The organism is Roseofilum capinflatum BLCC-M114, assembly GCF_030068505.1.
Taxonomy (GTDB): Bacteria; Cyanobacteriota; Cyanobacteriia; order Cyanobacteriales; family Desertifilaceae; genus Roseofilum; species Roseofilum capinflatum.
In genome coordinates this window covers 25,418-38,856 of sequence record NZ_JAQOSO010000019.1, presented here as the reverse complement: position 1 = coordinate 38,856, position 13,439 = coordinate 25,418, and the positions used below count along the sequence as shown (strand labels likewise).

Here is a 13,439-nt window from a genome sequence, read left to right as displayed (position 1 = left end):
TCGCTGATCCCCCTGCTTTATGAATTTGACTGATATTCTTTGGGTTTTGGTCTGTTCCGGGCTTGTCTTTCTGATGCAACCCGGATTCATGTGTCTAGAATCTGGTCTCACCCGTTCCAAAAATAGCATCAACGTTGCAGTTAAAAATATAGCTGACTTTGGGATTTCGGTGAGCCTGTTTTGGGCGATCGGATATGCCCTAATGTTTGGAGAAAACCCTAGCGGATGGTTGGGAACCAGTAACTTTTTTATTAATATTAGCACCCCCTCCGTCGCCACTTTCTTTCTCTTTCAAACCATGTTTTGCAGCACCTCCACCACCATCGTTTCCGGTGCAGTTGCAGAACGGATGAAATTTGTCTCCTATTTGGTAGTGGCGGGTCTCGTTTCTGGCTTAATTTATCCCATTTTTGGCTGTTGGGCCTGGAATGGTCTCTACCTAGGAGAAAGCCACGGTTGGTTAGGGAATCTAGGATTTGTCGATTTTGCTGGCTCGACCGTGGTTCATAGCATTGGGGCCTGGGTATCTTTAGCCACTCTGTTAGTCGTCGGCCCCCGTGCCGGACGATTTCGATATTCCGGACACCCCCGCAAAATTCATGGGTCTAATATGCAACTGGCTGTCCTGGGGACTCTACTGCTCTGGTTCGGCTGGCTAGGATTTAATGGAGGCAGCACCTTAAGCCTCAATGACCAAGTACCTGGAATTATGGTCAATACCCTAATGGCCGGTTCATCGGGAATGCTGACTGGTGCAGCAATTGGTTGGTATCGGCGCAAAATTCCCCAGGTAGAAGCCTTAATGAATGGGTCTTTGGCTGGGTTAGTTGCTGTAACGGCCTCTTGTCATGCGGTCACCACCTTAGAAGCAGTCATGATTGGCATGGTCGGAGCAGGAATCATGATGATTGTCGCTCAAATGCTGGAAGATTTAAAAATTGATGATGCCGTTGATGCCATCGCCGTTCATGGAGGAGCTGGTATTTGGGGAACCTTGGCCGTTGCCTGGTTTGGCGACCCCAAAATTTTGGGTACGGGGTTAACAATTCGAGAACAATTTGGCGTACAACTGTTAGGAATTATTATTGCTGGAGTTTGGGCGTTTTGTCTGACTTATGGAATTGTGTGGAGCATCAATCAGTTGATTTCCTTACGAGTTTCTTTAGCTGACGAAAAAGTGGGTTTAAATATTTCTGAGCATCAGGCGAAAACAGAAATTCACGATCTATTTCAAGTCATGCAAGAGCAGGCGAATAATCAGGATCTAGCTCTGCGCGTACCGGTAGAACCCTTTACAGAAGTGGGGCAAATTGCCCATCGTTATAATCAGGTGATGGCGGCTCTAGAGGAAGCCGTGAGCAAAACTCAAGCGGTGTTTAATACCGCCAGTGATGGAATTTTAACATTTACTCTAGATAATTTAGAAATTACTAAAGCTAATCCCAGTGCAGAAAAAATTTTTGGTTATCCCCTCTCGGAGTTAATGGGATTATCAATCCATCAATTAATTGCTATTCCAGATTATCCTCTAGCTGACCGATTAACGGTAATTCGAGAGCTGGTTAAACCGGGTAGGCACGAGGTTTTAGGGTTACGCTCTAATGGAGAAGAGTTTCCGGTAGAGGCAACGGTCACTAAGGCGAATTTAGGAGAGCATCGCACGTTTTATGTGGGCACGTTTCGAGATATTACGCAACGGAAGAAAACGGAAGCCGATTTAGCGCAAGCTAATGCAGAAATTTTGGCTCTAAATCAGCAACTGCAAGAAGAAAATTTACGCATGAGTGCAGAGTTGAATGTGACTCGTAAATTGCAGCAAATTTTGTTGCCCAAGGTTGAAGAGTTGGCGGCTATTCCAGACTTGGAAATTGCCGGATTTATGGAACCGGCAACGGAAGTAGGTGGAGATTATTATGATGTTTTACTGCACGATATGGGGGTGAAAATTGCCATTGGCGATGTGACGGGTCATGGATTGGAAAGTGGGGTGTTGTCAATTATGGTGCAAACGGCAGTCCGGACATTATTAGAAACTCAAGAAACCGATCCTGAGCGCTTTTTAGATATTTTAAATCGCACGATTTATCATAATGTACAACGGATGAAGTCGGAAAAAAATTTAACGTTAAGTATTTTAGATTATGCGGATGGCAAGCTCAGGTTGAGTGGTCAACATGAGGAGTTTTTGATTGTGCGTGTGGATGGAACCATAGAGCGTATTGATACAATTGATTTGGGGATTCCTTTAGGGTTACAAGAGGATGTGTCTGCTTTTTTCGATTCAATTTTGGTGCAATTACATCCGGGAGATGGCGGAATTTTATATACGGATGGGATTACGGAAGCGGAAAATGCAGAGGGCAAGCATTATGGTTTGGAGCGATTTTGCGATCGCATCACTCAGGTGTGGCATGGGTCAGCCGAAGAGGTTCGCGATCGCCTGATTGAAGATGTACTTTCTTATATCGGCTCCCGCACGATGTATGATGATATTACATTAGTGGTGTTTAAGCGCAAACCGATCGCCTAGCTATCAAGCCAAAACCAGTTTGAACTCTAGCTTTGAAGATTGAATTGGCTGCTTTGATCTCGTTCTGAGAGTTGTCCATCTTCCATGTGGATGATGCGATCGGCGACATCTAAAATGCGGTTATCGTGGGTGACCATCAAAATGGTACAGTGTTGTTCCTGGGCTAAACTTTGCATTAACTCGACGACAGAACGTCCAGACTGGCTATCTAGAGCAGCAGTGGGTTCATCGGCAAGCACCAGGGGAGGATGGCTAACCAGAGCGCGGGCGATCGCCACCCGTTGCTTTTGTCCCCCGGATAAATTATCAGGGTAATAGTGTAAATGTTCTGCTAATCCTACCCGTTCTAACATGGCTGCCGATCGCTCTTTCATCTCCTGTGATGACCATTTTCCATGCACTTCTAATCCCATTTGCACGTTTTGCAGCGCCGTTAAGCTTTGATGCAGGTTATGAGCTTGGAAAATATAACCGTGTTTGCGTCTGGCTCTTGTCAGTTTACGCGCAGATGCGCCACAAAATTCTTCCCCCAAAACCTCGACGCTTCCCGACTGCACCGATCGCAGTCCTCCTACTAAGGTTAATAAGGTGGTTTTTCCCGATCCGGAAGGCCCGGTCATAATGATAATTTCACCAGCCTTAATTTCGAGCTGAATATCAAATAAGATTTGTTTGCGAAGATGACCTTTACCAAAATAATGGTCAAGATGGTTAATGGTAATTACAGAAGGTTTAGACATAATAGTTATTCCTTTTTCAACTTGATCTTGCCCTCTCCCTTTCATGTCCGCTTTGCGGAAAATCCCTCTCCCATGGGAGAGGGACTTTCCCCCTTCTCCTGTGGGAGAAGGGGCTAGGGGATGAGGGCAAGCGGTTAAAACAAATCGGCCGGATCGGCTGCTTGTAGTCTGCGGGTGGCGATCGCTCCGGACAAATTGCACATGACAATCGTTAAAATTAGGACAAACACCGCTCGCGAAAGGGTCATATACATGGGTAAATTGGTCGCCTGACGGGTGAGACGGTATAATCCCATGGAAACGACTAAACCGGGGAAAAAGCCGATTACTGCTAGAATTATAGCCTCTTCAAAAACAATCCCTAATAAATAGGTTTGTTGGTAACCCATGGCCTTAAATGTGGCATATTCTCCCAAGTGATCGGCCACATCTGTGGATAACACTTGATAGACAATAATTAAGCCGACTAAAAAACCCATGACTGCGCCGACGCGAAACACAAACCCGATCGCGGTATTGGTTGACCAATATTCTTTTTCAAAGGCGATAAATTCCTCATGGGTTAACACCTGTACATCTTCCGGTAAGCGGCTTTTGAGCAGATCGGCTACGACTTGCGGATCGGCTCCGGGTTCCAAATAGACTAACCCTGCATTGACTCCTCCCGCATCCCGACGAGGGGAAAAGATGCGGATAAAATTGCGATCGCTGGTCATAATCGTACCATCGGCTGCAAAGGATGCGCCAATTTCATACAGTCCCGCGATTTCAATCTGATGATTTTCTACCTCTGTTGTAGCCGTTTCACCCGCTAAAATTTGGTCTATGGCATAACTATAGTTGCCTCGCGCCGCTCGGTCAAAGACGACGGTATCCGGTAATTTAATGAGAGAGTTGTGTTGATCTAAACCCGCGATTTTGAAGGGGGGGCGATCGGGATTAAAGCCTAACACTAAAATCTTAGTCGCTCGTCCACTGCCGGGGATTTTCCAGTCCGCAATATTCACATAAAGCGGTTGAGCATCCGCGACTCCTGGCACGTCCATGGCTTGATATAATCGGCGACGGGTAATGGTACTTAAATCGATTAAATTTCGCGCTTGGGGACTCAGAAGAATAATATCGGCATCTAAGGCATTATGTAGCCGGGTATTACTGTTATAAAGGGCGGTCTGAAATCCGAGTTGCATGAAGATTAAAAGATCGGCAAAGGCAATGCCGGAAATGGCGATTAACAGCCGGGTTTTATCGTGACTGAGTTGGAGAAATCCAAGGGGAGTTCGGCGGGTTAAGTTTTTGAGGAAACGAAGCATGTTTATTTTAATTGATGGGTGAATTGGTAAGATCTTAAGTCATCAGGTGAGACCTCAATCTTGCGTTATCCGTAAATTTTAGCCAAAATGCACTGCACCCTGTTCTCAAATAAGACAAGGGACTCTAAGCCCCTTGTTTTGTATCTTGTTATCAAGAATGGGAGTTTTAAGTGAATTTATTTGCCCAATCCTTAATCCAATTTAAGGTTTCATGGACGTTTTCTAGGGTTGCGGCTTCACAGTAAAGACGTAAAACGGGTTCGGTTCCACTAAAGCGAACGAGGAGCCAACTGCCATCGGATAATCGGAATTTATAACCGTCAATGGTATTGCAGTCGGTAACAGCTTTTCCGGCAATTTCGATGAGGGGATTGGTTTCTAATTCTTGTAAAAGACGCGATCGCACGTCCATGCTGGCTAAGGGGAGATCGATGCGATCGTACATGGAGGAAAATCCGGTTGTTTCTTGCAGTTGATGATACAGATAACCGAGGTTTTGCCCAGACTGAACAACGGCTTCGAGGACATAGAGGGCGGATAGCAGGGCATCCCGTTCGGGAATATGGGTGTTATAACCCACACCCCCGGATTCTTCACCGCCGATGAGGACGGAATGTTCTAACATGCGATCGGCGATATATTTATACCCGATCGCCGTTTCATGGACAGATAGGTTATAAAGTTGGGCGACTTTGGGCATCAGATCGGAGCCACTGATGGTTTTTACCACTTCCCCGGTAAACCCCCGTCGGGTGGCTAAATGTTCGATGAGGACAGGGATGAGAATTTGGGTACTCATGTATGTGCCATCTTTGTCAATGGCCGCAATGCGATCGCTATCGCCATCAAAAACTAAACCGGTGACTAAATCGGAACTTTCTGCGGAGGTAGAAAAGTTCTTCATATCCTCTAATAATTGGGGTAAGTATTTGGGTAGGGGTTCGGGCGCACCGCCATCAAACAGGGGGTCGCGATCGCTATTTAATTCTCGAATATCCACCCCTAAAATTTTCGCCAGTCCTCCACCGGCTGCGCCATGCATGACATCGGCAAAGACGGTTAATTTACCTTGAACAATGGCTGCTTGAATGGCTCCAATATCCACTTTAGAGCGCAGAATTTCACAATAGGAGGGCCAAGGATCGAAGGACTCTAGGGTTCCCGGTTGTGGAGCAGGGGGCAGATCTTGGCTGAGTCGAGCTTCTATTTTTTGGGTCACGTTTGGGGACACGGAACCGCCAAAGGCTCCTTTGACTTTTAAGCCCAGATATTTACCGGGGTTATGGGAAGCGGTCATCACAATTGCACCGAGGGCCCCTTTTTCTTTGGCAGCCCAACTAAAGGCGGGAGTAGGGGCGTAGGTATTCGTGAGGAGGACATTAAAACCGGCATTTTGAATGGCTTCAGCAGCGACTTGGGCAAATTCTTCCGCTAGAAATCGGCGATCGTGGCCCACAATTACGGTACGATCGCTGTGATAAAACTCCGTTTCGCTGTCGCGATCGCCATAGACTTCTGCTAGAATCTGGGCGGCGATCGGCGCAACTTGAGCCACCCGTTCCATGGTAAAATCTGCCGCAATCACCCCTCGCCAGCCATCTGTACCAAATTTAATTGGGTTCTTAAAAGACGTTACTACCATAAACGCTGCCTCTTTCCATAAACGCTTCCTTCTTGAGTTTACCGCCAATTTTCGGTCAGTCTATAGCGCTTCGCGCTAGGCAAGAGGCAATAGGCAATAGGCAAGAGCTTGTATGGCTTAGGGTTTAGGTCTTCAAGATGTACTCCATCAAAGAGAGAATTGCTATACAAGCTTTCAAATGTCAATATTTGTTACAAATTCTCTCCAAAACAGAATACAGCGCTTTGCGCTGTAACGGAGTACAGTCTTATTCAGATAAGTCATTGCGAATGGAACGTTTATGTCGGCGACAGCCGAAAGTGGAATGAAGCAATCGCAAAATCCCCCAATCTTGGCGTTTCCGCTTCGCGGACATGAATACGAAGTATGCGCGAAGCGCGAATGCTTCCCTCCGGTCGCAATGACAATTTAATCGTTTAAATTGATTCTGATTTCTAACGGATTGTATTCGATCTCGACTCTCGATCCATATCTGATTTCAGGGATCAATGGGGCCAAGATTTCAATAATTGATGGATTGTGAAAGTGACGGATCTTCGTTTCAGGATGAGGGTAATAGATTAAACCATCATATTTTGCCCCTTCAAATAATACTCTACACCGTGAAAACGAAAAATCTTCAGGGGGATTATTCTCAATCCACTTCACTTGCTGAAACGTAAATTCAGGTTCCACAATCTCAAATGTTTTGGGTTCAATGGAAACATTCAAGGTTCCCTGAAAAAAGGGGGTTATATCTAGACCCAAGGCTTTGAAAAATGGAGTCTGCATTTCTATACTTCCCCTAGGATAGGGACTCTCTAACGCAGATCCAGAAGCAATCTGATGTCCCGGTTGTATAATCCCATCTACCTTTTGCCAAGAGCGATCGATCATCTAGATTATGCCATTATTACTTATTCTATTATAGCTTTTTTTCACTTGTTTATAAAAAAAACTGTCACTTTAATTAACGTTTAATTTTTGTATTTAAACCAGATTGGATCAAAAGGCGAATTTCTTTGAGTTGAAAGTTATCAGCCAACTCTTGCAGCTTGAGCGCAAAAGAGACATAGATCGAGCGATCCTTTTGCAGAGCAATCGCCTCTTTACCCAACTTCTGAATGTTGCCTCTTAGAGCTAAATTCAGTAATTCCTCTAAAACCTCCTGTTTCGGGAAAACCATAGGTTCTTCAAGAAGAGTATTCCCCGATAAATCCGTTGTCTCCCTCTCTGCTTTAACCCCAAAATCAACCGATTCTTGATTTTCATAAATCCATTCTAAATGCAAGCATTTTTGTAAATAAGAAAACAAAAGATCGACTTGTACGGGTTTTGGTAAAAAAGCATCCCCACCCACTTGTAAACTCTGTTCTTGATCCGTAGCAAAAACCTTAGCTGATGAAACAATAATCGGGATATCTTTCCAATTTGAGGAGTGGCGCACGGTTTTAATCAAATTCAATCCATCCATCACCGGCATCATGATATTCGTAATGATCAAATCGGGTTTATAGTTCTCCATTTGCGCCAATGCTTCCTCACCGTGATTAGCTTGAAGACACCTAAACCCTACAGATTCTAACAAGCTAATTATAATGGAGCGATTTTCCCACTTATCATCCACGATAAGAATTGTTTTAGCCTCTCCTTGGAAACCGACAATTTTATCTCGATCGTTAGAGGATGGATGTTCCCATTCGGCGGCTACATTCAACGGTAAATCAACCCAAAAGCGACTTCCTTCTCCTAGACTACTGTCTACCTGGATCTGACTCCCCATTAAGGCTACAATTTTTTGGCTGATGGTTAGCCCTAAGCCAGTGCCTTCTAACTGTCTTTTCCCTTCTCCAACCTGTTCAAAGGGTTTGAATATTTGTGTCATTTGATCGCCAGTCATGCCGATGCCGGTGTCTTCGATTTCAATATGAATGCAGACCTGTTGATAGGCATTTGAAGTGTGATCTAAAGGTTTTACTGATTCTATATTCTGTTGAGTGACCTTAAAAATAACTTGTCCCTGATCTGTAAATTTAATGGCATTTCCGAGGAGATTGATTAATACTTGTCGCAGACGTTTTTCGTCAGCATAAACGCCAACGGGAAGACGGGTATCTGGCTGATAGATAAATTCAATATTTTTTTGTTGCGCTCGCAGGCGAAACATTTCGACAATGCCCATCAAAAATGAGGGAAAATGAAAATAAGAGTTTTGTAGTTCTAGCTTTCTAGCTTCAATTTTGGATAGGTCTAAGATATCATTAATTAACGTCAGCAAATGAGATCCACATTGATGAATAATCTGAATCCCATCTTGTTGAACTTTAAGGAGATTATCAGCTCGCTGGAGAATCTGCGTATAGCCTAAAATCCCATTCAGGGGAGTCCGCAGTTCATGACTCATGTTGGCTAAAAATTCACTTTTGGCTTGATTGGCACTATCGGCGGCGATTTTAGCCTGTTCCAGCTCTTGGGTGCGATCGCGCACTTTTTCCTCTAAGGTATGAGAATAGTCCTGTAATTGCTCATTGGCCTGTTGTAATTGCCGTTGATAGCGGCTATTCGTGCCCAGAATGGCGGCAACCGTTAACGCAGAGAGGGGGGCAATCACCGGAATCCACCATCCGATTAAAAACGCACCATAGCCAGCCCCAAAAAGGATGATGCCACTGGCACTAACGGCTAAAATAGTGAGACCGGGAAAACTGCGAGTTGGTGAGAGTTTAATAGTCGGGAGTATCCAACTTAACAGCACTCCTACCTCAGACCAAAAGAAGACCCAAAGACCTTTTAAGGGTAAAGATAATACGGATAATAACGGGCGGCCATCTAGGGCAGCGCTTAACATCAGGCTGGCAATATTGGCGTGAATAAAAACCCCCGGCATCGGCTCGGAGGTCTCTTGATTACGATTACTGTAGGGGGTATGAAAAAAATCATTGGTGCTGTGAGCTACGGAGCCGATGAGAATCAGGCGATCGCGAATCAACTCTGGATCGAACTCTCCTTTAAGCAATTCCGTAATCGTTAGGGAGTCAAATCGATCTTCAGTTCCCCGATAATTGAGCAGAATTTGATAACCTCCTAAATCTGCTTGGCGATAACTGCCATTTTTTGAGGTTAAGGGACGAAATATGGCTTTTCCTAACTCATAAAACTTGCGCTCTGAATCAAGGGTTGTTAACTCAATTCCTTCCTCACGCAAATAATCTAAACTCGTGCGTACTCCCAACGTGGGAAACAATTGGCCATTTTCATCCAAAGAGACAATCAGCGCCCGTCGGATTTTAGAATCTGCATCGACTACCAAATCTGCTAGAGCAACTTGCTGATTTTCCTCTAGGGCAGAAGGGGGCGCAACCCGTTGTCCTACCGCTTTTTTAATCCCGATTAGATGGGGCGTTTGAGCCATGACCTGCATCCAGTCTTCAGTCCCTGGAGCCACCGGTAGATCCCGATATAAATCTAAACCAATCACCCTCGGATTGTGTTGATTGAGGATAGAAATCATTTGGGCTAATGTGCCATCACTGAGGGGCCAAGTTCCCATTTCATGAATATCGCGATCGTCGATGGTGATGGCAGTAATTCGTTGTTCTGGATCTTCTAAGGGACGATAGCGAAAAAACTGGTCTAGGGTTGCCCATTCGAGCAGTTGAAATCCTCCAGCCATTCCCGCAACCATCACCGTAGCGGTGACGCTTGGAGCAATGGTAAACAAGGGTTGCCATTGCTGAAAGATTACCTTGAGATGATGCCACATAGAAAGTTACTAGATCTGAGTACGCACAGCTTAAGGTTGCCCGGTGAGGATGGGTTGATTGGCGATCGCCTCAAGTCCAACGGATGTTAATAACTCTGTCCAATTTTGGCTCAACACTGGATTATCTGGTTCTTGGTTTTTTAATTGCACTAAAGAAAAAACCGTGTCATACCAAAGTTTAGCTTCAGCGAGATCTTCCACTTGTTTTAAGGAAAGATCGGTGGCAATCGAATACTCTTCTTGGGGTAAGCGACGAATCCAGCCCGTATATTCTGGGCTATCTGGTTCCAAGCTTTCCCCGCAAATGAAGGCGATCGTCCATTTATAATTCGTATTTTCTTTTAAGGGTGGTGCATCTTCTGGGACTTGAAATCCTATAATTCCAGGAGTTTCTGGTAGCTCCATTTCCTGCTGATAATGGTGTTCTCCGGTCTCCGTTTGCAAACTAAAAAACATCTTTTTAGCTAAAGTTTGGGGAACGTAGACATAAATCGTTGGCTTTTGGGCAACGGTAAAACCGATCTCGGTCTCTGGAAGTAAGGGAGTCACTGAGGGTATACCGTCTTGAGGAGCAGAGACGCACTGCTGTAGATCTCGCGAGCCTCCCCCTAATGTGGAGTCGGGCGCTTGATCTTCTGGCGGTTCAAAAATCACGGCGGGTGCGGAAGTTGCCATTACAGTTAGGGTAACTGCTGTGATTAAACCCAGCAGTCCGAATCGAGAAACTGAAAAGGGTTGTCTCATAGGGATAGGCTTAGATGAGCGTTGACAGAGGTCTTTATTCTATTGTGCTGGCTTTTTTGATAAAAATCCAACAAGTTTCGGTAAAGAATGGCAACTGTTGCTTGAAGAGTTGATGAAGCGATCGCCACCCTAGAGCCATATCTGATTTCTGGAATCAAAGGAGCAAGGATTTCCACAATTCCCTAGGGTGAATCGTTCTACTCCCAACGACTACAGTCCGGTGACTCTTGGGGGTCACCAGATTCATTCAAGGCTTGTAAGAATTCTGGATCAAATTGTACATCTTGCCAACTACAAGCCAATTTAACTTGCTCAGGGGTTAAGTGTTTCACTTGTCCCCACTTTTCCTCTGCCCGAAAGTCGGCTCCACCAAGGTAGGCATCACTGAGGTCGGCTCCACCAAGGTCAGCTCCACTGAAGTCAGTTTCACTCAGATCAGCTCCCCAGAGGCTGGCTCCACTGAGGTTCGCTTGCCACAGGGTAGCTTGACTGAGGTTCGCTCGATTCAGGTTCGCTCTACTCAGGTTCGCTCCCCAAAGGTTAACTTCAATCAGGTTGGCTCCACTGAGGTTGGCTCTATGGAGGTTGGTATCAATCAAGTTAGTATCAATTAGGTTAACTTCAATTAGGTTGGCCTCACTCAGGTTCGCTTGACTGAGGGTGGCTCCACTCAGGTCAGCTTGAGTGAGGGTAGCTCCACTCAGGGTAGCTCCACTCAGGTCAGCTTGACTGAGGTCAACTTGACTGAGGTTAGTTCCACTGAGGTTCACTCCACTGAGGGTGGAGTTAATCAGGGTCGCGCCACTGAGGTTGGCCCCACTGAGATTAGCTCCACTGAGGTTAGCGTCTCTGAGGTTGACTTCACTGAGGTTAGCTCCACTGAGGTTAGCCTCTCTGAGACTCTCACAATTACCGAAGACCAGAGGCATGAAATCAACGAATCGATCTGGCCAACGACAACCGCTAGTCAGATAACGAGCTACCTTGGGCTTTTCTGCCCAAGAACCAGATTCTAGAATGTTATAAGCCTGTTCAATTCTGGATGCTCTAATTCTTGGTTCAGCGATCGCCCATATAATAGCCATAGGAATCACCACCAGCCACCCTAACTTGAAGCGATTTCGCCATCTCTGTCGAACACTCGCCTGTATCCATTCAGTTACCCGTGCCGACAGGGGATAATCGTCTCCATATTCGGCTTCAAATTTTTTCCCCTCTTGCAACCGCCTTCCCTGCAACAAACCATCTTGACTTCTACCTCGGTTATCCCACTCTTTCGCTGCCCTTTCCAGTTGGCCAGCCATGCTCATCATCTCTCGATTCTCATTCACCCAAGTTCTGAATTGTCCCCAGTAGCGAATCAGGGTTTCATGAACGACCTCAACCGTTTCTTCTCCCCTCCCATCCTTATAAGTGACCACTAACCCCTCAGCCGCTAACGTCGTCACAAATTTCCGATGATATCCGCTTAACTCCCTTTGCATCACCGGTCGGCCCGTGTTTCCCCTCGTCTCTTCTCCCGGATTCACCAAGCGCATCAAAATTGACCGCACTTGCTGTTGTTCCTCCAGAGTCCAATGATTCAACACTCCATCTGCATGACGAGTTAACGCCCCTTTGACTCCACCCATCTTTTGATAGGCCACAAGATTAATCTGTTTTCCCTGCCGTTGTTTCCACAGTTGCGTCAGAGCAAACTCCAGTAAGGATAAGTTTCCGGGTTCCTCTATATCATCAAGAATCCTAGCGACCAAATCTGGCTCAAACTCCACCCCCAATTGTTGGGCGGGCTTCTCAATCACCTCCCGCAGTTGGCTCTGGCTCATCGCTCCCAACTTCATATCCGAGTGCAGCACCTGGGCAAAACGCGGATAGGAGAGTGCATCACCGAGAACATCTATCCCCATCGTCAGCACCAAGACCAAGGGCAAGTCAGACCCTCCATCACATAGTGTATCAATGAGCAAATCCAGAAACTGGCCAGGAGTGGCTTCATCCTCACAAACGGTGTAGAGTTCTTCAAATTGATCGGCGATCAAGAGTAACCGAGATTGGGGATAATGATGGCTAATCTGGCCCATGACATCGGACAACAAAACCTCGCCACTGCGGAGCAAATCTGCTAATTGATGGCTTTGTTTAATCTGTTGCGTTTGATTCCAATTGGGAGTATACAGAGGAACCAAGGCTTGAGCCAGCGCAAACCAGGGATCAGAACTCTTCTGTCGATCTTTATTGCGAATTGCTCCTGGACGAAAATAAGTAAACTGCCACCCTCCTTCCTGCTTTAATTTTGGCACTAACCCAGCCAAAACCACGGAAGATTTGCCACTGCCAGAAGTGCCCAAAATCGGAATAAAGTTCCGGGTTTGCGTGGCTTCATAGAGCTGGTCTATAAAATGCTCCCGTCCAAAGAAGAATTGGGCATCTTTGGGCCCAAAGTGAAATAACCCGCGATAGGGACAGGGTAAGCGATCCGGTTCCTCTCTCGATTCGCTAGAGGCGCTCTGAGTCTGGGATGGATAGTAGTAATTGTAGATAAACTGGTGCTGGTCAATCTGAAGATGCCGATCCGTTGTGCGATGCTCTTCACCGGATGTGCTGGTATCGCCCATTGCCTGTTGGTGTAGAGGTTGGTTTGGTTCTGTGTCCTGACTCATTGTCCCCAGTATGGATTAACGTGAGTTGCTATTCATCCTATTATTCACCTCTTAGTATTTCAACATTC

8 protein-coding genes are annotated in these 13,439 nt (G+C 45.9%); 1 reads left to right on the top strand and 7 read right to left on the bottom strand.

What is annotated here, in order from left to right; genetic code table 11:
• Positions 1–19: 19 nt before the first annotated feature.
• Complete coding sequence (gene amt / locus PMG25_RS04445; RefSeq protein ID WP_283765703.1) at positions 20–2,530, top strand: ammonium transporter; 2,511 nt, start codon at positions 20–22, stop codon at positions 2,528–2,530.
• A gap of 26 nt (positions 2,531–2,556) precedes the next feature.
• Here the strand turns inward: amt and PMG25_RS04440 are convergent, their stop codons facing one another.
• From PMG25_RS04440 to PMG25_RS04410, 7 genes are all read right to left on the bottom strand, one after another.
• Complete coding sequence (locus PMG25_RS04440) at positions 2,557–3,270, bottom strand: DevA family ABC transporter ATP-binding protein (protein WP_283765702.1); 714 nt, start codon at positions 3,268–3,270, stop codon at positions 2,557–2,559.
• A 134-nt stretch (positions 3,271–3,404) separates the two neighbouring features.
• Complete coding sequence (gene devC, locus PMG25_RS04435; RefSeq protein WP_283765701.1) at positions 3,405–4,583, bottom strand: ABC transporter permease DevC; 1,179 nt, start codon at positions 4,581–4,583, stop codon at positions 3,405–3,407.
• Between the two features lie 166 nt (positions 4,584–4,749).
• Positions 4,750–6,225 (bottom strand): phosphoglucomutase/phosphomannomutase family protein, encoded by a 1,476-nt coding sequence (locus PMG25_RS04430; protein ID WP_283765700.1) that lies wholly within the window; start codon positions 6,223–6,225, stop codon positions 4,750–4,752.
• A gap of 408 nt (positions 6,226–6,633) precedes the next feature.
• Positions 6,634–7,101: a hypothetical protein gene (locus tag PMG25_RS04425; RefSeq protein WP_283765699.1), complete on the bottom strand. Its 468-nt coding sequence runs from the start codon at positions 7,099–7,101 to the stop codon at positions 6,634–6,636.
• Positions 7,102–7,174: 73 nt separating this feature from the next.
• Entirely contained in the window at positions 7,175–9,967 is a 2,793-nt protein-coding gene (locus tag PMG25_RS04420; protein ID WP_283765698.1) for a CHASE2 domain-containing protein, read from the bottom strand.
• 30 nt (positions 9,968–9,997) lie between these two features.
• Positions 9,998–10,711: a DUF928 domain-containing protein gene (locus PMG25_RS04415; protein WP_283765697.1), complete on the bottom strand. Its 714-nt coding sequence runs from the start codon at positions 10,709–10,711 to the stop codon at positions 9,998–10,000.
• 197 nt (positions 10,712–10,908) lie between these two features.
• Complete coding sequence (locus PMG25_RS04410) at positions 10,909–13,371, bottom strand: pentapeptide repeat-containing protein (protein ID WP_283765696.1); 2,463 nt, start codon at positions 13,369–13,371, stop codon at positions 10,909–10,911.
• Between the last annotated feature and the right edge of the window lie 68 nt (positions 13,372–13,439).